The sequence below is a fragment of the Dysgonomonas sp. Shenzhen-Wh21 genome (assembly GCF_043392705.1).
Taxonomy (GTDB): Bacteria; Bacteroidota; Bacteroidia; order Bacteroidales; family Dysgonomonadaceae; genus Dysgonomonas.
This window is the reverse complement of the sequence record NZ_JAIXHZ010000160.1, coordinates 1-25,066: the sequence shown is the minus strand read 5'-3', so window position 1 is coordinate 25,066 and position 25,066 is coordinate 1. Positions and strand designations below refer to the sequence as shown.

The following is a 25,066-nucleotide window of genomic DNA, read 5'->3' as shown; positions in this document are numbered from 1 at the left end:
AAGGGATGAAAAAGTATATATTGTTTATCGGTTTGTGCAGCCTTGCTCTAATTCAATTAGGAGCATCGGAAAAGATAAAGGGTGATCTGCCTCAAGACTCTATTAATGGAAAAGGAAGATTTAATATAGAAATTCCGAACATAGAGATTCCGGATATGGATTTGGACTTCGATGCCCTTAATTTTGATTATAAGTTTGACTTCGACTTTGATACTGCCCAGTGGTTGGCATGGAAGGAAGATTTTGAAAAATCCGGTGTCAAAAACCTCAAGGAATTGGAGAAAAACTTGAAAGTGAATAAAGAAAGATTGTCGGAATTGGGTAAAAATCTGAAGTCCAGATCCAATAATGATAATTTGAGTGTCTTTTCAAATAATCAGAAAGGCAAAACTCCCGATCGAGTTGAGACTAAAACGTACTCTAATATTTCAGAAATCGATATCTCTCATAAATATGGGAATATATTTGTAAGGGAATCCCGATCGAAGAATGTAGAGTTAGAAATTCAATATTTTAACAAACTTAATCAGAGAAATCCTGTTAGAATTTCAGAGGATAAAGGAGTGTTGGCTATAGCTAGTCTTGGTTCCAGTGTAAATCAAATCGACTTAGTGATAAGTATTCCACGCAATGTTAAACTTAATGTAGATCTAAAATATGGCAGATTGAAAATGAATGAGTTTAATGCACCTTTTTCAGCCAATCTGTCTTATAGCACCTTCGATGCAGAAAGCTTTTCGGGAGCCAGACCAACCATTAAGGATAAGTATGGAAAAGTAACGATAAGCAAATTGCAGGATGCCGTTTTGTCGACATCTTATTCGAAAGTAAAGATAGATAAGGCGAATAGATTAGACTTGTCGGGAGCTTATAGTGATTTTGTATTGAATGATGTACAAACGATCTCGGCTCAGTTGTCTTCTACTTCGGGCGATTTTAAAATAGGCTCGTTGGGAGAGATGGATGGTAAGTTTAATTATGCCGACATATCGATTGATAATCTCCGCTCCAGAATGAATGTAATTTGCAACTATTCTGATGTAAAGGTTAATTCAATATCTCCAAATACAAATATCAATGTAAAAGGTAATTACTCTGATGTGGTATTAAGCGTTCCCGATAACGTAGGAGCTTCATTTAATGTTGTACTGGTGCAAGGAGATTTGGCTGTGGCGAAAAAATATACGGTGAAATACACAGAGCAAACCGAAACCTCGACTACAGTTATTAAAAAAGGGCAGATAGGAACTAAAAGACCAACAGCTACCATTACCGTATCGAGCAATTATGCAGATGTAAAAATAAAATAAAACTAAACTAGAAATGAATATTATGAAATTTATCGGTATCTCTATATTAAGTATCATCGTATTGTTTGTCTCGTGCGGATCGTCTAAAACCTCACATGTTGAAAAAATAAATCTGAGTCCGTATAGCGGTATTGAAGTTAAGTCGGGTATTGAGGTTTATTTCTCTTACGGAAGAAGCTATACTGCTCAGATAGATAGCCCGGAGCCTATAAATGTATATGTGGAAAATGGCATTTTGAAAGTAAATAGAAAAGGTAAAAGCAATAAGAGAGTGAAAGTATATCTTACAGCAAACAATATAGAATCCATAGCACTTTCGGGAGGATCAAAGTTTTCTACCGACGAACTCAAAAATAAGACAGGAATATCTATTGCAGCTTCAGGAGGTTCCAGTTTTGATATAAAGAGACTGGAATCGAGGGTATCTAATATTGCAGTCTCGGGTGGCTCTCGTTATAATATAAATGAAGTGAGGTCAGAAACGTTAAATATTGCCTCCTCCGGTGGAAGTACTTCGTCTTTGGATATAAAGAGTGCGAGGACTGCAAGTGTGGCGGTAAGCGGAGGCTCTAATATTGTGTTGACAGGATCAGTTGAGAGTATTTCGGTTATTAGCTCGGGAAATGCCAATGTAGATATTGTAAATCTTAAATATAAAGACATTCAGGCAAATACCACAGGTAGAGGACGTATTCAAAGAAGATAATCGTAATTGAGTGAATATATACGGCCGGAAATCAAATTTCCGGCTTTTTTTATTTTCATCTCTGGCATTGTTTTTATTTCTTCTGCCACTATTCTTACTATATTGCAATATTTTGTATAATTTTGTAGCCTCTTTAAAAAAATAAAGTATGTCTCAAAAAGTTAGGGTGCGTTTTGCACCGAGCCCGACCGGACCACTTCACATTGGCGGGGTACGTACGGCATTATATAATTATCTCTTTGCAAAAAAAAATAACGGAGATTTTATCCTTCGTATAGAAGATACCGATTCGCAACGTTTTGTGCCGGGTGCAGAAGAATATATCATCGAAGCTCTCACATGGTTGGGCTTAAAGTTTGATGAAGGTACACATATTGGAGGTACTCATGCTCCATATCGGCAATCGGAGAGAAAAGAGATTTATAAAAAATATGTAGATATACTTATCCAAAAAGGATCAGCTTATATTGCGTTTGATACTCCCGAGGAACTGACGGCTAAGCGTGAGGCTGTGAGTAACTTTCAGTACGATGCTTCTACACGAGGAGAGATGCGAAACTCGTTGACCCTCTCTCAAGAAGAAGTACAGTCACTCATAGATGCCGGCAATCAGTACGTAGTCCGATTCAAGATCGAAGCAGGGCAAGAAGTGTTGGTCAATGACGTTATTCGTGGCGAAGTAAAATATAACTCATCGGTACTCGATGATAAAGTTCTTTATAAATCGGCAGATCATTTGCCTACATATCATTTGGCGAATATCGTAGACGATCACCTGATGGAGATAACACACGTTATCCGTGGTGAAGAATGGCTTCCTTCAGCTCCTTTGCATGTGTTATTGTATAAGGCTTTTGGCTGGGAAGATTCTATGCCTCAATTTGCTCACCTTCCGCTTTTGCTGAAGCCCGAAGGAAATGGAAAATTGAGCAAGCGTGATGGCGACCGCCTAGGCTTTCCTGTTTTTCCATTAGAATGGAAAGACCCGCAGAGTGGTGAGATTTCGTCAGGCTACCGTGAAAGCGGCTACCTGCCCGAAGCTGTAATCAATTTCCTTGCTCTTCTGGGATGGAATCCGGGTAATGATCAGGAAATAATGTCGATGGAAGAACTTATTCAACTTTTTGCATTGGATAAATGTAGTAAGAGCGGAGCCAAATTCGATTACGAAAAAGGGAAATGGTTCAACCACCAATACATCCAATTAAGACCAAATAGCGAGATAGCCGCAATTTTTTATCCTATACTGCAAGATAAAGGAATAGAATGTCCGTTACAATATATAGAAACAGTTGTCGGTCTGGTAAAAGAACGAGTAAGTTTCGTAAAAGAATTGTGGGATCAGGCTTCTTTCTTCTTTGTGGCTCCAACTACCTATGATGAGAAGGTTGTCAAGAAACGTTGGAAAGAAGAGTCGCCGTCTCAATTGAGCGAGTTGGCAGAAGTTCTGAAAGGAATTGAAGACTTCTCTTCTCACAATCAGGAAGAAATAGTGAAAGGCTGGATTGAATCGAAAGGCTATCATCTCGGCAATATAATGAATGCATTCCGTCTGGCTGTTGTAGGGGAGTCGAAAGGCCCTCATATGTTTGATATTACGGCAACTATTGGAAAAGAAGAAACAATAGCCCGACTTGAAAAGGCAATCTTAAATATTAAATAACAAGAAGATGCTGTTTTTTTACAATTTTGCTATATATCTATATGCGTTGATTGTCCGTCTTATTTCTCCTTTCCACAAGAAAGCCAGAAAGATGATTGTAGGGCACAAGCAAACTTATCGGATATTGAGGCAGAACATAGATGCAAATGCTGAATATATTTGGTTTCATGCAGCTTCTTTAGGCGAGTTTGAACAAGGTCGTCCGATTATGGAAGAGCTGAAAAGAACACATCCTGAATATAAGATATTGCTTACATTTTTTTCTCCTTCGGGCTACGAAGTAAGGAAAGATTATCCGCTGGCAGATGTGGTTTGCTATTTGCCTTTTGATAAGAAACGGAACGTAAAGCGTTTCTTAAAGATTGTTCAGCCAAAGATGGCGATATTTATAAAATATGAATTCTGGTACAATTTTGTAAATCAGCTTTATAAAAGGAATATTCCGGTGTACATGGTTTCAGCGATCTTCCGTCCCAATCAGATATTTTTCCGCTGGTATGGAAGCGATATGCGCAAGTTGCTCAAAAAATATACATGTATATGCGTGCAGGATGAAAACTCCCGGAAACTGTTATCAAATATAGGTATCACAAATGTTGAAGTTTGTGGCGATACCCGTTTTGATAGAGTACTGGATATTCAAAAACAAGCCAAGCAACTACCTATAGCCGAGGCTTTCGAGAAGAAAGCCAAGTCTGAGAATGAGAAGATATTTGTTGCCGGAAGCACCTGGCCAAAGGATGAGGATATACTGATCCCATACTTTAATATGACTACAGACCTTAAATTGATAATAGCTCCGCACGAGATTGATGAAGCTCACTTGAAGTACATCGAAAGCAACCTGCAACGTCCTCATATCCGCTATTCGAAGGCAACGCCCGGAATGATGGCAGACTATGACTGTTTGATTATTGACAATTTCGGACTCCTTTCGTCTATATATAGCTACGGACAAGTAGCATACGTAGGAGGAGGGTTTGGTGTTGGTATACATAACATATTAGAAGCTGCGGTTTACGATTTACCTGTGATATTTGGCCCGAATTTTAAAAAGTTTCGTGAAGCTCAGCAAATGATAGAATGTGGAGGAGGTTACTCTATTTCTGATTATCAGGCATTCCGTGGTTTGATGGATGAGTTTCTTCAGTATGAGGCAACGCTGAATGCTGCCGGGTTACATGCCGGTAATTATGTACGCTCCAATGCCGGGGTTGTGAAACGTGTAATGGCGGTAATCAATCTTTAGAGGCTTCGATTTTGGCCTGTATCTTTTCTTAGAATAAAAATAATCTTGTAGATTTGTAATTTAAACCATAGTTTTTATGGCAAAAATCGACTATTATATCAGCAAGATAAAGATACCTACATCTGTCTTGTTCATCGCTGCAATCATTATTATTGTATATTTTTTACCGCGCGAGGGTAAATATAAATACAGTTATGAAGATAACCGGCCATGGCAATACGGCTTGCTTACAGCACCCTTTAAGTTTCATATACATAAGTCTGATGCACAGATACAAGAAGAGAAAGATAGCATCATGCAGACTTATCAGCCCTATTATCTGGCAGATGCGACAATCGAAAAGAAAGCAATATCTCAGGTTGTTCAGGATGCCAGGGCTAGAAGTATTCCGGAGGATTATATAACCTATATAAACAGGAAGTTTACAGAAATATACAAAGCCGGAGTGATCTCTGCCGAAGATTATGAGCGTATTCAGCAACTGAATAAAAAACAATTAATACTTCGCAGCGAAACAGCAAACAAAATTGCTGCAACCAGGCATATTGCATCGTTTTATACACCACGCCAAGCTTACGAAAAGATCATTGATGACGCTCCCGCCCATATTGATATAGGACGTCTCAAAACTTTTAATCTCAACAATTATCTGATAGCTAATATTATATACGACGAGAGAATGTCGTTGGGTATCAAGAATGATATGCTACAACAGGTTTCTTTGTATGACGGAGAAGTACAATATGGCGAAAAGATTATAGACAGGGGAGAGATTGTAGATGCGCGCCTCAAAAATATTCTCGATTCTTATATTAAAGAAGCAGAAGGAAAGGTAGGAACAAAGTCTAAACCGGGATGGCTTATCATGGGAGAGTTGGTTATGATTACCCTCTTTGTAATGGCTCTGATGATTTATCTCCGTTTCTATCGTATTGAGGAGTACAGAAATAAAAAGAATGTCATCTTTATGTTGCTTATGGTTGTTATTTTCCCGGTGATAACGGGAATAATGGGCGACTCGAAGATGTTTACTCTGATGTATGTCATTCCTTTTGCGATACCTACCATTCTCATACGTACATTTATAGACTCGCGTACAGCTATTACCACGCATACCATTACAATACTGATATGTGCCATTATGTTTCCTCTGGCTCAGATGGCTCAGTTTATCACAGTTCAGATGTTGGTGGGGTATATGTGTATCTTTAGCTTGCGGAATCTATCTGAGCGTTCCCAGCTGGTTGTATGCGCCCTTCTGATACTCGTTACATATATTGTGTCGTTTACGGGCTGGATTTTATGTACCGAAGGAGATATTGCATTGATAAAAGAAAACTCGAGAGTGTATATTTATTTCTGTATCAACTTTGTGTTTGTCACCTTCGCTTATCTGCTGGTTTATGTTTGCGAAAGAGTCTTTGGCTTTATGTCGGAGGTGAGTATGATAGAACTCTCAAATACAAACAGGCCTCTCTTACAGCAACTTTCGGAGGTTGCTCCCGGCACATTCCAACATTCTATGCAGGTGTCTACATTGGTTGTAGCTGCTGCTCATCGTATCGGGGCTAATGCTACGCTGGTGCGTACAGGAGCCTTGTATCATGATATCGGTAAAATGGTAAATCCTATTTTCTTTACAGAGAATCAGGTTGAAGGGATCGATCCACATGCCGGACTGACAGAAAAAGAGAGTGCCCGCATTATAATAGATCATGTAGCTGAAGGGGTAAGAATAGCTAAAAAGAATAACTTGCCGCAACAGATAATAGATTTCATAGAAACTCACCACGGTAAAGGGAAAGCAAAATATTTTTATAATTCGTATGTGAATAATCATCCTGACGAGATCGTTGATGAAGAAGATTTTACTTACCCCGGACCAAATCCGTTTACACGCGAGACGGCTATTCTTATGATGGCTGATACGGTGGAAGCCGCATCAAGAAGCCTTAAGGAGAATACGAAAGAAGCTATTACCGAATTGGTAAACCGTCTTATAGATTCTCAACTGAGTGATGGTTTGTTCAAGAATGCCCCGATTACCTTTAAGGATATAGAACAGGTGAAAGAAGTGTTTTGCGACAAGCTGGTCAGCATGCGTCACTTACGTGTTGCCTATCCCGAGCTGAAGAGGGAATGAGAATAAAGTAACCCGAGAAATAGAACAATAATGTGCTCAATTTTAAATAAAATTTTAATCCATTCACTTGTTATGAGAAAATTACTTATTTTGCCTTTATTCCTGCTTATCAATCTGATTGTTTTTGCTCAGGAAGAAAACACAGCGTATCAGTTCACTGTGGTGAAACAAAACCCGATAACATCGATCAAAAATCAGGGGAATAGCGGAACTTGCTGGAGTTTTTCGGGAGTAGCTTTTCTTGAATCTGAGCTCCTTAAAATGAACAAAGGAGATCACGATCTTTCGGAGATGTATATTGTTCGTCGTAATTATGCCGATAAAGCGGATAAGTATGTAAGAGTAGGAGGTAATCTAAACTTTGCGCAAGGTGGTGCATTTGCCGATGTTGTAGAAACTTTAGATGAATACGGCGTAGTTCCTAATGAAGTGTATGCCGGTCTTAACTATGGTGAGACTATTCATAATCATGGTGAATTGGAAGCTGCATTGAGTGGCTATGTAAAAGGAATTGCCGACAAGAAATCAAGCCGCATTTCTCCGGTATGGGGTGTTGGTTTCAACAGTGTGTTGGATGCTTATCTGGGTGCTGTACCAAAAGAATTCCAATACAAAGGCAAAACATATACTCCGCAGTCTTTAGCTCAATCTTTAGGGCTTACAAGCAAAAATTATGTGTCTATCACTTCATTCACACATCATCCGTTCTATGCTCCGTTTGCTATAGAAATACCTGACAACTGGCGTTGGGCTCTGTCGTATAATGTACCTATGGATGAAATGATACAAGTAATAGACAATGCAATAAATAACGGCTACACTGTGGCATGGGCTTCGGATGTAAGCGAAATTGGATTTACCCGCAATGGTATCGCTGTTATCCCCGATGATGAGGCTCCTGAGAACATTGGTTCAGATCAGGCTCATTGGTTAGGATTGTCAAAAAGCGAAAAAACTACACGTTTGAAAGCAAAAGTAGATCAAGGTCCTGTAAAAGAAAAAGTAGTTACGCAAGCAATGCGTCAGGCTGCATTTGATAGCCAGGAAACTACTGATGATCATGGTATGCAAATATTCGGGATTGTAAAAGATCAGAATGGTACAAAATATTATCTTGTGAAAAACTCATGGGGTGAAGCAGGTAAATATAAAGGAATATGGTATGCTTCAGAAACATTTGTGAAGTACAAAACAACCAATATAATGGTTAACAAGGCTGCCGTTCCAGCTCCACTTGCGAAAAAATTGAATCTGAACTAATAGATTTTTATTATATAGTATATAGCCGTGGGAGGTTTCTCCTGCGGCTATTTTATTTCTATGTGCAGCAGCTCTAAATTTCTTTTAGTATTTGTTTAATAGCTAGAAAGAGAATAATATAAAATTGTCTTATATTGTATTCTCTTTTTTAGTGTGTAGAAAGTGACAGATACAAAACATATCAAAAAGTGTCACTTTTGTCACCTTTTTATTGTTCATGTGGCGTTATGTGTTTTGTTGTCAGATGTTTGTATGCGTTTTTGTGATTTGTTTTATTGTCACCTTTTGGGTAGTAAAATATAGAGGTAAAGGTTAAAATAACTATTTCAGAAAAATATTACATAAAATCTGTAACCACATGAGACTATGTGTAGTCATATATTCGAAAACAGATTATTAACAACAAAAAATAGAAATATCATGGGTGAATTAGTACCAATAATTGCAATTTTATGTGCAGTAGGATTGCCGGTCGTTTTAGGTGGAATGGTTCTTTTAAAACTTTTATCTTCGGATAAGAAAGTTCGTATGGAATTGGCGAAACAAGGGATTATACCTCCACCCGAAGTAAAAACAGCTCCGAACAAATACAGATCTCTTCGCAATGGTTTTCTGTGTGTCGGAATCGCTATCGGGTTGGCTTTAGGGGTTTTCATCGCACCAAACTTTGCTTTGTCTTTAGATTTTCAATATCTGGTAATAAGCAGTAGCGTGCTGTTGTTCCTTGGTCTTGCTTACGTTGTGTTTTACTTGGTGGTGAAAGACAAGAAAGAATTTGAAGACGCTGAATAAGGATGGATGAAAAGCAACTTATACACAAAGTCCTGAAGGGAGATACGTCTGCCTTCGGGTATTTTGTAGACACATATCAGGATATGGCTATAACTATAGCCTATCGTGTATGTGGTAACAGGCAGGATGCAGAAGATATTGTGCAGAATGCTTTTGTTAAGGCTTTTCATAATTTGCATACATTTAGAGCTGACAGTAAGTTTTCGACTTGGTTCTACAGAATTGTTTATAATACGGCAATTACAGAAACCCGTAATACGGTTTACAATACAGAGTTTGTTGATTATAAACAGATTGATTTGGATAATTCTTTCTCGGATTGGGATACAATGTCTCAGGTAGAGGATAACGAGAGGAAGGCTATTGTAAATGAGGCTATGGATAAGATGCCTAGAGATGAAGGGCTTTTGCTCACATTATACTATCTGGAAGATAACTCGGTGAAAGAAATAGCACAAATAACAGGGCTGACGGATGTAAATGTGAAAGTGAAGATGCATAGGGCACGAAAGCGTTTCGCAGATATTCTGGAACAGATGATGCGGTACGAAACCTCTTAGAGATATTAAAATATAGAATTGAATAATAATAAATATAAATACAAGGATATGAATATGCAGGATGATAAAATAAGAGAGCTTCTTTCGGGCACCAGAATGAAAGCAAGCGACAATCTTAAATACAGGATCATGCATCAGATAGAAGCTGAAAGAGCATTAATGCATGAAAAAGCTAAAGTGCAAAGCTCAAGCCCTTTCATCGGGAATATGTTTGCTATTTTCGGTGTAATGTATGCCCTGATTGCGATAGTTGCTTTAGTCGTCTATTTTGCAGCAGGGAAAGATGCTTTGCAGTCTGCCATGTTTTTTGCTCCTATATTGCTAATCGCTTCTGCTTGCGGCATGTTCGGATTTATTTCGGTATATGACGATCGACGCAGGAGTAAGCATAAAGCTGTGAGCTGATAGTAGCGAAGGTGTGAGATATAAAAATGGGCTTAAAGCATTTGCTCTAAGCCCTATATATATTTTAAATGGGAAAAGAAATCAGCGATTAAAGTTCTATAATTTCTTCTTCCAATATTGTCAACTTCTCAAGGCCATCTTGTGTTACCAAGTATGTGTTTTCAATACCTACAGCTCCTACTTCTGGGATCACAAATTTAGGTTCGAGGGCAAAAACGATGTTTGGTTCCAGCAACTCTTTGGAACGAGGGGTTAGTACGGGAGGCTCATTGATCTCCAATCCTACACCGTGACCAACAAATTTAGCTTGCTGTTTTGTTCCCATAAAGTAAGGTTCCAGATTGTTCTTAACCACCGCTTCCATCGCTATATTGTATAACTCGGCACAGCTTACGCCTGGCTTTGCGATGTCCATTACCTTATTGCTGATTTCTATAGAGACCTGATGTGCACGATAAGCCAGATCGAGTGTCTTACCTAGAGAGAACACACGGGTCATGTCTGTCATCCATGGGGTGTAGTTTCCGGCCATATCTACCATAATGGTATTCCCTTTCTTTATCTTTTGACCCGACGCACCTAAAGGTAAAATGGGGCTTGTTCCGGCTCCGCCAAGAGCAAAGTCGAAAGGAGATGGGGCTTCTGCATTTTCTCCTGTAAGAAGGCTACCCATGTAGATATCCATGTTTTCGCCGTAGCTGCGGAAAAGTCCTAATGATCCATGCAGACGCATCAGACGTTCTATTTCTATCTGAAACTCTATATCCGTCATGCCGTCTTTATAAACGGAAGGGATCATCTTGTAAACTGCTTCGTGCTTGCGGGCACAAAGCCTTACTTGCTCCAACTCGAATTCGGTTTTTACACTGCGTACTTTACGCATCAGGGCAGATGCATTCGCAGCTTCCTTCAGCCCGAATGTATTGAGTAAACGGCTGCATTCACCGAAGGAAATCACATCTGTTTCAATCAAGACGGATTGAGGAATGGGGTGTCCGAGATTCTTTAGCTCATCAGTTATCTGTTCGGGTTTGCGGATATAGATTGTATTATCGAAACTGACATCTTCGGGGCGCTTTACGAAATGTACCGGTTGCCCTTCTATCGGTAAATAGTAGTAACCATTATATACCATTCCGGTCATGTAGAATACATTTACGGCAGTAGTCAATATACAGCCTTCGATATTCATCGACTGCATGGTACTTTGCAAGCGTTGTTGACGAATCAGTAAGTCTTTTGATAAATGTTCCTTATAGCTCATTTTTATAGTGTTTATATAGTCCTTTTTCTATAATATAGTCATATACGTTTTCGGTAAGAAAAGGACGCATATTCTTACCTGCCTCTATGCCCTCACGTATGAAGGTCGATGATACTTCTATGATTGGCGAGTCTAAGGTTTCTACCTTTTGCTTTAATCTATCGGGTATTTTTATCCGAAAGCCTAAGCGAGGATATATCTTAAGTTTATAATTCTCGAGAATCTTATCTGTTTCATGCCAGCTTTCGAAGATAGCCCAATTGTCGGCTCCAATAACAAGTGTGAAGTCATGCTCCGGATATTTTCCTTTCAAAGCATCCAGCGTATTGATCGTATATGATGGTTTGGGTAGATCGAATTCGAAGTCGCTCGCCTTTATTTTGGGATAACCTTCCAAAGCCAGCTTCGTCATTTCTAAGCGTACATATTTATCCGAGAGCTCATTTGCCGATTTTAAAGGATTAAGAGGGCTTACCAGCAGCCAGACTTCTTCTATATCGGTATATTCTACAATGTAGTTTGCCAGAATAAGATGCCCTACGTGAATAGGGTTGAATGAGCCGGAGAATATGCCTATCTTCATGTTGCAAGAAATTCTTTTACCACTTGTAATGCTTTTGCCTTTGCCTCTTCCAGATTGTCATTCTTGATAATAACATCAAAGTGAGAAGCGAAGGTCATTTCATATTCTGCTTTTGCTACCCTTGCTTCTATTATCTCGGGAGAATCCGTTCCTCTGCTTATCAGTCGGTTGCGTAATTCACTGATCGATGGCGGTTCTACAAATATAGACAGCGCCTTCTCTCCGTAGTATTTCTTTATGTTACATCCTCCTACCACATCGACATCGAAGATTACATTACCGCCATTATCAAAGATTCTTTGGACTTCGGCTTTTAGCGTTCCATAGAATTTATCTTTGTATACTTCTTCGTATTCAAGGAATTCGTTATTCTCAATTTTCTGACGAAACTCTTCGGGTGTATGAAAGTAATATTCTACTCCATGTTTTTCTTCTCCGCGAGGCAAACGGCTTGTGGCCGAGATAGAAAACCGGAGGTTTAGATTTTGCGAAAGCAAGTAGTTTACAATAGTTGATTTGCCTGCACCCGAAGGAGCCGAAAAGATGATTAATTTGCCCATTCTATCGCTTATTCCTTACAATACGTTCAACACCTGCTCTTTTATTTGTTCGAGCTCATCTTTCATTTTTACAACAACCTGCTGCATCTCGGCATGGTTCGATTTCGAGCCCATTGTATTTACTTCACGTCCTATTTCCTGAGCTATAAAACCAAGCTTTTTACCCTGTCCTGATCCTGATGTCATTGTTTCCAGAAAATATTTAAGGTGGTTGTTCAAACGATTCTTTTCTTCGTTTATATCCAGCTTTTCGATATAATAAATCATCTCCTGTTCGAAACGGTTTTTATCATAATCGAAATCCTCTATCTTTTGTAGGGCTTCTGAGATACGACCTTTTATTTTGTCTACACGTTCTGCTTCGAACGGTTCTATATCGGTCAGAAGGGTTTTTATGTTAGATATTTTTTCTTCGAATAGCTTCTGAAGCATTGCGCCTTCCTGCTTACGGAATGCATGCAACTGATCAATTGCTTCGCTGATGACATTCGATACCATAAGCCATTCTTCCTCGTCTACTTCCTGTGCTTCATACTTCAAAACGTCAGGTAAACGTAGCAACACTTGAAACCAATCTTGAGGAACAGCAACCCCTAACTTTTCGCAAGATTCTTTGATCTGATTATAATATCCTTCTATGATACTTTGATTGATCTGTGTAGCGGTTTCGCTGCCTATGTTTTCTATATATATTAGAAAATCTACCTTTCCTCGCTCTAGTTGGCGAGATAGCAGATTGCGGATTTCCATTTCGTGCTCCTTATACAGATTTGGTAAACGTACCGATAAGTCGAGTTGTTTACTATTTAAGGATTTTACTTCAACAGTAATTTTCCTTTTATGAAGTTCAGCAGTTGATTTGCCAAAACCAGTCATTGATTGTATCATGCTGTAATTTTTAATTTTAGGTACAAAAATACACAAATTATTACGTGAGAAGTCAACTTTAGCTAATTAAACTACGTTATTCATCCGTAAACTTTTATTTTTGTATATTGTTTAAATATAAAATGACATATACAATGACAACAACACTCTTTTTACAATACCCTAAATGCAGTACTTGCCAAAAAGCCGCTAAATGGCTTAAAGAAAATAATGTAGAAGTAAACAGCAGAGACATTACCAAAGAAAATCCGTCGAAGGCAGAATTGTCTGAATGGATAAAGAAAAGCGGACTTCCTATTTCCAGATTTTTCAATACTTCGGGGAGGATCTATAAAGAGAATAACCTCAAAGAGAAGGTGAAATCAGCATCGCAAGAAGAATTAATAGATATACTATCTTCTGACGGAATGGTAGTAAAACGTCCAATTGTAGTAGGAAAGGATTTTGTTCTGGTAGGATTTAATGAGGAAGAATGGATTCAGAAGCTGAAATGAAATAAGTATGGAGGAAATAGATCAGAATACTCATATACACGAAGAATTACCACAGAAGAAGAGCTTGATAAAGAAGTTTTTCAAAGTTCTGATGTATATAGTTCTATCGCTGATAGGACTTAATATTCTTCTCTATGTACTTCTTTCTATTCCTTTTGTTCAACAGAAAGTTGCTAACTATGCGGTAGATATTCTAAAAAACACACTCAAAACAGAAGTTTCCATCGATGAAGTTCGTCTTAGCCTATTCAATCATGCAACCCTAAATGGCATATATATAGAAGATCAGGCAAAAGACACATTGCTCTATGCCAAGCATTTGGATGTAAAACTAAGTCCGTGGCAATTAATTAAGAGCAATACACTAGCCATTACAAGTATAAGCCTCGATAATTTTCTTATCAACGTTAATAAAAAAGATAGTGTTAGCGATTTCAATTTTCAGTTTATTATAGATGCTTTTTCGGGAGATACGGTTAAGGCAGATACAACAAAAAGCACACTGAAGATTGTCATCACAGATGTTGATATAAGAAATGGCAGACTGAATTATGATGTCCTTTCAGGTTCGGTAACCCCTCACCTATTCAACGCTTCTCATATCTCATTATACGATCTGAATATTAATCTTGATCTGAATTCTATTGACCCCGATAAATTGGATATTGCTTTAAATAATCTTTCGGCGAAAGAAACGACCGGTCTTGAAATCAAAACGCTGGAGGGGCAACTTTATTCGGATAAATCGCAACTCTGGGTAGATAATTTATCTTTAAACCTGCCTAATTCGCATCTCAGGACCGATAAAGTGAGGTATAACTTATCCACGTCCGAATTTGAAATTCAAACGGAGAGTGCCGAGATATCTCCGATCGACTTATTATCTTTTCTTCCTCAGTTGAAGTTTCTAAAGAATAATATTATTCTCTCTACGAGTATTAAGGGAACATTACCCGCCGTAAATGTTGAAAATATAAATATTGCTTATGGCAATGAGGCATTATTAGCAGCAAAGGCTTCAATCTCAAATTACGAGAGATATGGAAGTGCTGATATTTTCCTTTCAATCGATAAATTCAAGGCTTCTACCTCTTCTGTCACTTCTTTTGCGAGAGTTGGAGATTCTACTTTTATAGCCCCTTACATATTCAGGGAGCTTGGAGATCTTTACCTGAAAGGAAATGTAAAGGGACAACTGAGCAAGTTTAAGCTAGATGCTGAGGCTTGGTGCCGTCAGGGAGCTATCACGGCGAAGGTAAGCGGAGGGGCAGATAGTATATTTTCACGCTTCAATGTTGCTGCAACATTAAATACTCAGAACTTCAATCTAGGCAAATTGCTGGGAGATACTTTAGGGTTGAAACGTTTGTCTGCTAAGATAGATGTGAGAGCAAGACAGGCGGAAAAAGGACCACTGATAGCACAGCTACAAGGGGAAATTGCATCTATAGAGTACGGAAAAGATACTTATCGAAATATCCCTTTTGATGCTTATTATAACGCCTCTGAAATGGGAGCATCCGCAAAAATAAATTCTCCTGTAGGAAAGGTATATGCACGAGCTAGTATGACTCAGGCGCGAGTGCCCGACATTAATCTGAGATTGAAAGTAGACACCCTGCATATCGATCGCTTCTATAAAGATGAAAACTGGGTTAATCCACGTTTATCTCTTGTGCTGGAAGGAAGTATGAAAGGGTTGGATATAGATCAGATGGAAGGCAAGGTTGTAATTGACAGTCTTAATCTATACGATGCTAATTTTAATTTTAAGCTTGGAAAGTTTACATTGGAAATGGGTAAAAGAACAGAGAATGATAAATTTATAAAACTGACTTCTTCTCTTCTTACCGCTAATATTGATGGGCAATATAAATTCACATCTCTTTCAGATGAATTTTCTGAATTGATGAATAAGTACCTTCCGGCAGTTTTCCCAAAAGTAAAAAGGGTAAAAAAAGATCAGAATAATTTTACTTTCAATCTAACGGCAAATAACACCGAAGAGCTGGGTCGAATATTATCACTGCCTGTTGATATTATTGAACCTGCAAGCATAAGCGGGAAGATAAATACAATAGATAATGTAATCACCGCTAAAGGAAATATTCCATATGTCAAATTTGGAGAATATGATATAAAAAGTACGACCATTGATGTAATTAATCTCGACTCTGCTTTCAGTATCTCGGCCGGAAGTGATATTCTTATGCAAAAAGGCATGTATTCATTGGCCTTAAATGTCAGAGGTGCAAATAATGTGATGCGTTCTGTGGTCAATGTAATGAGTAATAAAACGGATATAGATATTGGCGGAAAAGTAGATGTATTAGCACAGTTTAGCAGAGATGAGAAGAATGAGTTACTCTCTTACCTGAAGGTTAGCCCGTCTGATATAATGATAGATAAGCTTGCTCTAAATCTACTCCCTGCAGAAGTCTGGAATAAAGGAGAGCGTACCGAAGTTCACAATTTGGGAATAGGCGTCAACAAGAAAAAATACATCGGGTTAAACGGAGTTATTTCCAGAGAAGTAGGCGATAGCTTGAATATTGATTTCAACCATGCTGAGATAGGGGAATTGTTAGAAGCATTTGATGTAAAGAATATCAGGGGATGTATACATGGAAATGTGCTGATGACAAAAATGCTTGATCAGCCTGAACTCTATACCCGCAATCTGGAAATAGGAGACATTGTAATATTCGCAGATACGTTGGGAACAATGACTGTAGATAGCCATTGGAGTGATAGCTACGGAGGAGTAAGGTTAGATGCTATATTGGAAAAAGGAGATAAAACTTATGCCGAGGTAGACGGTACAGTATATACCAATCAGGATTCTCTCGATTTGCAAGTCAGAATGCAGCAAATGCCACTCAGATGGATGCAGCCATTTGTTGCCGATATGCTAAACAAAATAGATGGAAGCATAAGCACCAATCTGATGATAGAAGGATCGACTAAAGCTCCTAAAGTTCGAGGATTTCTCGGGTTTAACGATACTCAGATAGGAGTGGATTATACGAATGTAGTTTATACGATATCCGATACTATACGTGTTAGTCCCGATAAGATAGGGTTTGATAATCTTACCTTAAAAGATAGTAGGGGAAATACGGCTAATTTAAATGCGACGTTGACTCACAAGAATTTTGCAGACATGAAGTATCAGCTTGATATGCGTATGAATAAGCTGATGGTATTAGATACCGAGCATCGCACAGACAGTTTGTTTTATGGGCGGGTTTTTGCATCCGGGCAGGTGAAAATAACAGGTGATGAAAAGAATATAAATTTGGATATGCAGATAAAGAATGATAAAAATTCAACTCTGAATATTCTATTACCTCAGCGATCAGAAGCTTCTGATTACAAGAGTATTGTTTATATTAATGTTCCTGAAGAAAAATTGAAAAATACGATTGGTAATATCGTGAAGGATGCCCCTCTGCCTATTAAATTGAAAATCAGGCTGGATGTGACGCCGGATATTAATCTGGGAATAGTGATCGATCCGCTTACAGGAGATCAAATGCATGTGAAAGGAGCAGGACGAATAGATTTTACATATGATATGCAGAGTGAAAACATGTTTGCGTATGGAGACTATACACTGAATGACGGCTCTGTTCGACTCAATCTGCAAGGTATAAAAAAGCTAGACTTTAAGATACAGGATGGCAGCAAGCTCAATTTTACAGGAGATCCTTTGAAAACCAAGTTTAATATAACGGCTTATCGGAGAGTAAGAGCCAACTTGAATACATTGGACAATAGTTTTGCCCTTAATGGAAGTACAACCAAGGTAGATGTTGATTGTATTCTTAAAATAACGGGCAATATAGATAAGATGGATGTGTCTTATAATATTAGTCTTCCGGGTGCTGATGACGACACAAGACAGAGGATAAACAGCTTGATTAGTACTGATGAGCAAAGGGTGCGACAGTTTGCGTCTTTAGTTGCCACGGGGTCATTCTATTCAAGTATGGGGAATAGTGGGGTTAACTTCACCAATAGTTTGTGGTCGTCACTTGCTTCCAGTACCCTTTCGGCAGGATTGACGGCATTGGTGGGTAACATGCTGGGCGATAAATGGCAAATAGGGGCTAATGTAGAATCTGATGACGGCTCATTATCGAATATGGACATGAGTGTGAATCTTTCTCGTAAATTTTTGGACGATAGATTGACATTTAATACGAACTTGGGCATGCGCACAGATCATGCAACAGCTGCTGACAATTCTTTTATTGGCGACTTTGATTTAGAGTATCAATTAAGCTCTTTATGGACTCTCAAGGCGTATAGCCATATGAATAATCAGTTTTATCGTCAAGCACCTACTACGCAAGGGGTAGGGATAGAGTACAGTAAAGAGGCTGCAACGTTGAAGCGCTTGTTTCAATCATTCAAGCCGAGAAGGCGTAGGGTACAGCAGCAACAGACAGAAAATGGAGCAGCACAAACACCATTGCCTAGCGATTCGACACAGGTAAAAGTAGAACAGCAACCTATTATAAATGAACAAAAAAAGAAACAGTAAATAAGCTATTTACTGTTTCTTTTTATTTAAGAGATATCTATTTTATTATTGGTTCAATTTTTCTTTTAAGAAGCGACCCGTATAAGACTCTTTGCATTGAGCTACTTGCTCGGGTGTGCCTTCGCAAACAATGTTTCCACCGTCTTTTCCTCCTTCAGGACCAATGTCAATGATATGATCGGCATATTTGATTACATCCATGTTATGTTCTATAATAACTATTGTATGCCCTCTTTTAATCATAGAGTCGAAAGCTTTCAGTAATGTTTTTATATCATGGAAGTGAAGACCTGTGGTTGGCTCGTCAAAAATAAAGAAAGTCGGTTCCGGCTTCTCATCGGCTAAATGGAAAGCAAGCTTTACACGTTGATTTTCTCCTCCCGACAGAGATGAAGACGACTGACCTAGTTTTACATAACCCAATCCCACATCTTGTAGTGGTTTCAGACGTTTTACTATTTTCTTTTCGGTATTGCCTTTTCCTCCTTCAAAGAATTCGATCGCCTGATCGATTGTCATTTCCAATACCTCATAGATATTTACGCCTCGGTATTGTACATCGAGTATGTCTTGTTTGAATCTCCGTCCTTTACATACTTCGCATTCGAGCATCACATCTGCCATGAATTGCATCTCTACCAGAATCTTACCTTCACCGGCACACTCTTCACACCTTCCCCCTTCTACATTGAAAGAGAAATAAGCGGGAGTAAAATGCATCTGCTTGGCAAGCGGTTGCTCGGCAAAGAGTTTTCGTATTTCATCGTAAGCCTTGATATATGTAACCGGATTTGAACGAGACGAACGGCCAATCGGGTTTTGATCTACCATTTCGATTTCTTTTATCAAATTCAGATCACCTTCCAGTCCATTGTATTGTACGATTTGGTCTCCTTTTCCTTTATAATGACGCTCCAATGCTGTATAGAGCACATCCGTAACCAGCGATGATTTTCCTGAACCACTCACCCCCGTTACTACGGTCATTACATTCAAAGGAAACTTTACATTGATATTCTTAAGGTTGTTTTGTCGTGCTCCTTTTACCTCAATGTAATTGTTCCATTTACGGCGAATTTTCGGAACTTCTATTTTCTCTTCTCCATTCAGGTAGCGTACCGTATAGCTGTCGGTATGCTTGCGAAGTCCATCTACATCTCCTTGATATACGACTTCTCCTCCCAGGCGTCCCGCCTTAGGGCCTATGTCTATTATATAGTCTGCTGCACGTATTATTTCTTCATCATGCTCCACTACTACCACTGTATTGCCGATAGCTTTTAGTTCTTGCAGGACGTTAATCAACAGGTCTGTGTCTCTGGAATGCAAGCCGATACTTGGCTCATCTAATATATATAACGAACCCACAAGGCTGCTGCCGAGAGACGTTGCCAAATTGATACGCTGGCTCTCTCCACCTGACAATGAATTGGAAAGACGGTTAAGGGTAAGATAACCCAGCCCTACATTAACGAGGTACTGAACTCGTACGTTTATATCAGTCAACAGGCGTTTGGCGATTGCAGCGTCTGTTTCGTCCAATTCTAAGTTCTGGAAAAACTCTTGTAATTCTGTAATAGGCATCAGAACCAAATCAGCGATGGTCTTTCCTGCCACTTTTACATACAGAGCTTGAGGTTTTAGCCGTGCTCCTTTACACGAAGGGCATGTAGTTTTTCCACGATAGCGAGCCAGCATAACACGATATTGAATCTTGTACTGGTTTTCTTCAACCATCTGAAAAAATGCGTCAATCCCATGTAGTGCTATAGCTCCGTGCCACAATAGGTCTTTTTCTTTATCCGATAGTTCAAAGTAAGGTCTGTGTATAGGAAAATCATAGCGTGCTGCAGATTGGATGAATTCCTTTTTCCATTCGCTCATTTTTTCACCTTTCCAGCATACAACAGCATCTTCATAAACAGATAAGCCTTTGTTGGGGATAACCAGATCTTCGTCAATACCCATTACTTTTCCAAATCCTTCGCATACAGGACAAGCACCTACAGGGCTGTTGAAGCTAAACATCAGATCGCTGGGTTCTTCAAATTGAATTCCATCAGCTTCGAAATGTTTAGAAAAATTGAACATCTGAATTTTATCACCCGTATAAAAGCGGACGATACAATCCCCTTCACCTTCGTAAAAAGCTGTTTCTATGGATTCCGAAAAACGGCTGATATTCGCAGAATCTTTATCACATGTAAGGCGGTCGATCAGAAGAAGCAGATCATCAGGGTTTAATTCTTTTTTTGAGGCTATTAAATCTTCTATCCGTTCGAATTGACCTGAAATTTCAACTCTGGAGAATCCTTCTTTGAGTAATATCTCCAACTGTTCGGTCAGTGTTCTGTCGTTCCGAAGGATTATCTTAGTCAATATGGCTAAACGGGTATCTTCGGGAAAGGAGAGCATCTTTTCTACAATGTCGCTTACCTGATGCTTTTTCACCACCTCGCCTGATACTGGAGAGACGGTCTTTCCGATGCGAGCAAATAGTAATCGCAGGTATTCGTATATCTCTGTTGATGTGCCTACTGTTGAGCGTGGATTGCGTGCGCTCACTCGTTGCTCGATGGCTATCGCAGGCGGAATACCTTTAATATAGTCACTTTCGGGCTTGTTCATCCTGCCAAGAAACTGACGGGCGTATGACGATAGGCTCTCTACATAGCGGCGTTGTCCCTCCGCATAGAGTGTATCAAATGCCAAAGAGGATTTTCCTGAACCCGAAACACCTGTGATAACAATAAATTTATTTCGAGGAATTTCGACATCTATATTTTTAAGGTTGTTAACCCTTGCTCCTTTTATGAAAATATTTTTTTCTGCTGCCATAGTTCTAAAAAATGGATACAAAAATACGAAAAATTAAGCGCATATTTATACTCATTACAAACTTTGACATAAAAGGAAAAAGCCATCCTTTTTTAGAGAGTGGCTTTTTACAATATTGACAAACAGCTTTTTATTTTGTTATCTTGCTGAATGTATCAACTCGTATGGCTTTCTTGATATCGGCTTTGTCTATTTCCAGTTTTTCCGCAACCTTTTCTTTTACATCTTCCGAAGTGATAATATCAGTATTTTTGTAAGATAATGCTTGTAAGCTTTGCTCGTGCTTCAATGTTAGGATGTTATCTTTCAATGTGTATTTGCCTTCTATTTCTACCATTTCCTCGTTGACAGCTATCTTAGCTTTGAATGTGCTGTCGAGCTTAAATACATACACGTTATTTGCAACATCATTCATTTCTTTAATAGCAGCTACTACTTTTTCTTTTATCTCCGGCTTGGTGACTTCTACTTCAGCATCTGTTTTTGCATGTTTCCACGTCCCGGAAATCACAGCTACATCATTACCGTTGTCTTTGTCGTCATCGCTACACGACATAGCACCAAAACTAAAAATAGAAGCGCACAAAGCTAATCCTAGAATCTTTCTAAGTTTCATAATTTTTTCTTTATAATTAACAAATAATTTTTTACTCAAAGAGTGATATCAACCTCTAAAAAGAAACCTCCGGATTTGTTTCTTATAAAAAGATGATCGGGACACGCTTTTCGTTGCATAAGCGAATCCTTATAAAGCTTAAAAAAGGTTTAAGTTATGGAAATAGTGGGTGTAGTGTATTTATTATAAGCTAATTGTAAAAATTACTTAGGGTCATCTTTTTTCTTAAGTAATTCGTCTCTGAGCAATGATGCCAGTTCGTAGTCTTCTCCATCAATAGCATCTTTAAGAAGGCTCTCCAATTCTTCTTCGTTTAATAAAGAGTAATCTAATGCCAGATTATCTTTTTCGTTTTCCGACGCATTATCTTCCGACGTATTGTCATCAAATACAACCGCTTGTTCTTGCATAATAATTTCGGAGGTATATACCGGTGATTTGGTTCTTAAGGCAATGGCTATTGCATCCGATGTTCGCGATTCTATTTCTATTATTTCTGTTCCCTGGCGCAGTATCATTTTAGAGAAAAATACACCGTCTTCATATTTGTAAATATTCACCTCGAGCATTAGAATGCCAAGCTGTGCCAATAAAGTCTGAAAGAGATCATGTGTTAACGGACGAGGGGGTATTGACCCCTGTAGTTTGAAAGCGATAGATTGGGCTTCAGGTGTGCCTATAACGATCATTAAGCGGCGTAACCCATCTTCTTCAGCCAATACTAGTCCATACGTTCCGGATTGAGACTGGTTGAAAGAAAAGCCAAGCACAGATAGTTTTATTTTGTTTTCCATTTCTATTTCAAAATTATATATTTATTTCATTACTTTGATACAAAGCCTCGTTGTTTTAAAACATTTTACTTTCAGAATATCTCTAGATTCTATTTTTTTGAGATTTTCTTATGTTAATAGCAAAATTTATTATATTTTGCATTGATTTTGGTATATAACAAAATAATAAGACAATAACACAAATTAAGAGGTGCCCTATAAACTTATAAACTACACAAGGATGAGAAGACTATTTCTGATTCTTTTCTTCTTATTAGCAGTATCTACCGTCAATGCTTTTAGCATAGACAGTATATATGTGAAACACTACAACAGAGTGCACTACTTCTGCTCTGATTCTGTTTTCTATAAATTAGCTCATCATGGATTTATTAAAAGCGTGGATGACTTGTCGGATTATTACGAGGATATATTTAATTATCTTCCTTTAGACAGACAACTTCAGGAAATATCAAAGGTAAGACAAGATGCAAAGGTGTATAATTCATCAGAGTTGGATATAGAAGCAGACTATATGTATGCTTTAGTTTTACCCGTGGGTGAAAATAATGATATCTCTTACAAAATAGCCAAAATGGAGGAGGTTGTTAAAAAGGCAGAGAGACAAAACAATATAGTAATGAAAATTAGGGCAATGGAAGCCATATTTAATATATACTGGAAGTCTTCTTTATATGCTAAAGCCTTTGCTCAAACTTACGTTATAGACGAACAACTAAAAAATATCACCGGTGAAGAATATCCCGGAAGAGGGTATGCTTATTATCAAATAGGGAGGGCATATTACTTTTTTCGTAACTATGATAAAGCTATTCCATATCTGCGGCAAGCTTTAAAGCCTCCAAAATATTATTTCGATCGTTCCAATTTGTTGGCTCGAAATGCAATTGGCTCGTACTATAATTTGATTGGGAATACAGACTCGGCAGAGTATTATTTCAGATCGGCATATTTTAGTGTAGATAATGTAAAGCTGAAGCCGGTTATCGATGCAGTATCGCTTAGTAATATAGGAAAATGTTTGATTAGTAGAGGTAAGCCGGATGATGCAATCCCATATCTTCGTGCCGGACTAAACCGGATGCTCATGGATAATGATTATGAGCTGGCGTCTGATGTTAGTTTAGAATTAGCCAAAAGCTACCTTTTGAAGAATGATTTTAAAAAAACGAAGACCTTAATAGATTCTACTCAGCTTTTTATACGAAGAACCGAAAACACAGATCTTTATCAATCATTGTATCCTCTGATGTGTTGTTATTATTCCAAAGTGGGGAATAAAGAGCTGGCACTTGCTTTTTTTGATTCTACGCTGATGATTAATAAATATTTTCAGGATAAGTATAGTAGCCTGATACTTCTAAAGGCTGAACAAGACTTATATGAGACCAAGGCTCGGGTAATGAATGAGGATATGAAAGCCAAGGAAGATGCTTTTAAATACAAAATATTGTATGGAAGCATAATTATACTGATTATTTCGGTTGGACTTATCGTTTCTATCGTATTGTATCATAGAAATAGGATGGCATATAGAGCTCTGGTATATAAAAACCAAGAGTGGGCAAGCGAGATGTTGCCTTATGCTACTTATGAGTCTGCGGATGTATTAGAGGAAGAAGACAAATCAGAAGAAAAAGCGATAGAAGAGGAGCAACCTACACAAGAAGATGTTGCTTTGATGAAAGAAGTACATGAACTAGTTTCGAAAGAAAAGATTTTTAAAAATGCTGATTTGACTTTAGACTTAATGGCTAAACAAATGAGTATAAATAGAAATTATTTGTCGAAAGCAATTAACCAAACTACAGGGAAAAATTTTAATACCTATATCAACGAATACAGAGTAAAAGAAGCTATAAAGATTTTATCAAATGAAAAGTCTGATGTCATTTCTATTGATGCTATAGCCTTTGATGTCGGGTTTAATAACCGCACATCTTTTTATCAATCCTTTAAGAAAATAACGGGGCTTTCTCCCTCTGACTTTAGAAGTAATAAACCTACTGTATAAGCCTCTAAAGGTCTGTCTAATAATCTTATATTTGCTTATAAGTTGTTGTTTATTATGCATTTATGCATCTTGTGGTAAGGAATTATAAATATTAACCAATGTGTTGAATTTATAACTTACCTTTGATATTATTAAATTCCATAACAGAGGTCCCAACCTTCGTTAATTGAATTATTATTCTCAATTACACAACACACTTTACAAAACAAACTCAGTATGAGGGGCAAATCGAAAAAGATTTGCCCTTTCATTTTTTCAGAGTTTATATGAGGCATTATATATACATATGCTTGAGCTTCTTATGTAAATTCCCAACATACTTTGACTATTAGGATTATATGGCAAAATGTGAGGCAATCTGTAAATATTTATAAATAC

At 38.1% G+C, this 25,066-nt stretch carries 19 protein-coding genes; 12 read left to right on the top strand and 7 right to left on the bottom strand.

Annotated features, from left to right (window positions below; all coding sequences use genetic code 11):
• Positions 1 to 5: 5 nt before the first annotated feature.
• The 9 genes from LDB17_RS11330 (at position 6) to LDB17_RS11290 (ending at position 10,088) form a co-directional block, all read left to right on the top strand.
• Complete coding sequence (locus LDB17_RS11330) at positions 6 to 1,310, top strand: DUF4097 family beta strand repeat-containing protein (protein ID WP_252637781.1); 1,305 nt, start codon at positions 6 to 8, stop codon at positions 1,308 to 1,310.
• A 13-nt stretch (positions 1,311 to 1,323) separates the two neighbouring features.
• On the top strand, positions 1,324 to 2,016 hold the full coding sequence (locus LDB17_RS11325; protein WP_252637780.1) for a GIN domain-containing protein: 693 nt from the start codon (positions 1,324 to 1,326) through the stop codon (positions 2,014 to 2,016).
• 148 nt (positions 2,017 to 2,164) lie between these two features.
• The gene (gene gltX / locus LDB17_RS11320; RefSeq protein WP_252637779.1) at positions 2,165 to 3,679 is read left to right on the top strand and encodes a glutamate--tRNA ligase; all 1,515 of its coding nucleotides are present in this window, start codon (positions 2,165 to 2,167) and stop codon (positions 3,677 to 3,679) included.
• A 7-nt stretch (positions 3,680 to 3,686) separates the two neighbouring features.
• A complete protein-coding gene (locus LDB17_RS11315) occupies positions 3,687 to 4,928 on the top strand; it encodes a 3-deoxy-D-manno-octulosonic acid transferase (protein WP_252637778.1) in 1,242 nt (413 codons plus the stop codon).
• A 76-nt stretch (positions 4,929 to 5,004) separates the two neighbouring features.
• On the top strand, positions 5,005 to 7,071 hold the full coding sequence (locus LDB17_RS11310) for an HD family phosphohydrolase (protein WP_252637777.1): 2,067 nt from the start codon (positions 5,005 to 5,007) through the stop codon (positions 7,069 to 7,071).
• Positions 7,072 to 7,143: 72 nt separating this feature from the next.
• Entirely contained in the window at positions 7,144 to 8,331 is a 1,188-nt protein-coding gene (locus tag LDB17_RS11305) for an aminopeptidase C (protein ID WP_252637776.1), read from the top strand.
• 420 nt (positions 8,332 to 8,751) lie between these two features.
• Entirely contained in the window at positions 8,752 to 9,123 is a 372-nt protein-coding gene (locus tag LDB17_RS11300; protein WP_245530974.1) for a DUF6249 domain-containing protein, read from the top strand.
• A 2-nt stretch (positions 9,124 to 9,125) separates the two neighbouring features.
• Entirely contained in the window at positions 9,126 to 9,683 is a 558-nt protein-coding gene (locus tag LDB17_RS11295; RefSeq protein WP_135105427.1) for an RNA polymerase sigma factor, read from the top strand.
• A 48-nt stretch (positions 9,684 to 9,731) separates the two neighbouring features.
• Positions 9,732 to 10,088 carry a hypothetical protein gene (locus tag LDB17_RS11290; RefSeq protein WP_252637775.1) on the top strand — a complete coding sequence of 119 codons (357 nt, stop codon included), beginning with the start codon at positions 9,732 to 9,734 and terminating at the stop codon, positions 10,086 to 10,088.
• An 88-nt stretch (positions 10,089 to 10,176) separates the two neighbouring features.
• Here the strand turns inward: LDB17_RS11290 and LDB17_RS11285 are convergent, their stop codons facing one another.
• Genes LDB17_RS11285 through LDB17_RS11270 form a run of 4 tightly spaced genes read right to left on the bottom strand, consistent with a single transcriptional unit; the run spans position 10,177 to position 13,383 of the window.
• Positions 10,177 to 11,352, bottom strand: a complete 1,176-nt coding sequence (locus LDB17_RS11285; protein ID WP_252637774.1) for a Xaa-Pro peptidase family protein — start codon at positions 11,350 to 11,352, stop codon at positions 10,177 to 10,179.
• Positions 11,342 to 11,935: a nicotinate (nicotinamide) nucleotide adenylyltransferase gene (gene nadD, locus LDB17_RS11280; RefSeq protein ID WP_252637773.1), complete on the bottom strand. Its 594-nt coding sequence runs from the start codon at positions 11,933 to 11,935 to the stop codon at positions 11,342 to 11,344. The genes LDB17_RS11285 and nadD overlap by 11 nt, the downstream gene beginning before the upstream one ends.
• Positions 11,932 to 12,495, bottom strand: coding sequence for a guanylate kinase (gene gmk / locus LDB17_RS11275; protein ID WP_252637772.1), 564 nt, complete (start codon positions 12,493 to 12,495; stop codon positions 11,932 to 11,934). Before gmk ends, nadD begins: the two co-directional genes overlap by 4 nt.
• A gap of 15 nt (positions 12,496 to 12,510) precedes the next feature.
• Positions 12,511 to 13,383: a YicC/YloC family endoribonuclease gene (locus tag LDB17_RS11270; RefSeq protein ID WP_135105432.1), complete on the bottom strand. Its 873-nt coding sequence runs from the start codon at positions 13,381 to 13,383 to the stop codon at positions 12,511 to 12,513.
• Between the two features lie 134 nt (positions 13,384 to 13,517).
• Between LDB17_RS11270 and LDB17_RS11265 the strand changes: the two genes are divergently transcribed.
• A complete protein-coding gene (locus tag LDB17_RS11265; protein ID WP_252637771.1) occupies positions 13,518 to 13,877 on the top strand; it encodes an arsenate reductase family protein in 360 nt (119 codons plus the stop codon).
• Between the two features lie 7 nt (positions 13,878 to 13,884).
• The gene (locus LDB17_RS11260; RefSeq protein ID WP_252637770.1) at positions 13,885 to 18,426 is read left to right on the top strand and encodes a translocation/assembly module TamB domain-containing protein; all 4,542 of its coding nucleotides are present in this window, start codon (positions 13,885 to 13,887) and stop codon (positions 18,424 to 18,426) included.
• A gap of 45 nt (positions 18,427 to 18,471) precedes the next feature.
• On the opposite strand, the gene uvrA is transcribed toward LDB17_RS11260, so the two are convergent.
• From uvrA to LDB17_RS11245, 3 genes are all read right to left on the bottom strand, one after another.
• Complete coding sequence (gene uvrA, locus LDB17_RS11255; RefSeq protein ID WP_252637769.1) at positions 18,472 to 21,264, bottom strand: excinuclease ABC subunit UvrA; 2,793 nt, start codon at positions 21,262 to 21,264, stop codon at positions 18,472 to 18,474.
• Between the two features lie 130 nt (positions 21,265 to 21,394).
• Positions 21,395 to 21,880: a DUF5004 domain-containing protein gene (locus tag LDB17_RS11250; protein ID WP_252637768.1), complete on the bottom strand. Its 486-nt coding sequence runs from the start codon at positions 21,878 to 21,880 to the stop codon at positions 21,395 to 21,397.
• Between the two features lie 203 nt (positions 21,881 to 22,083).
• Entirely contained in the window at positions 22,084 to 22,674 is a 591-nt protein-coding gene (locus tag LDB17_RS11245; RefSeq protein WP_252637767.1) for a bifunctional nuclease family protein, read from the bottom strand.
• Between the two features lie 220 nt (positions 22,675 to 22,894).
• On the opposite strand from LDB17_RS11245, the gene LDB17_RS11240 reads away from it, so the two are divergent.
• Positions 22,895 to 24,688, top strand: a complete 1,794-nt coding sequence (locus LDB17_RS11240) for a helix-turn-helix domain-containing protein (protein ID WP_252637766.1) — start codon at positions 22,895 to 22,897, stop codon at positions 24,686 to 24,688.
• The last annotated feature ends 378 nt before the right edge of the window (positions 24,689 to 25,066 follow it).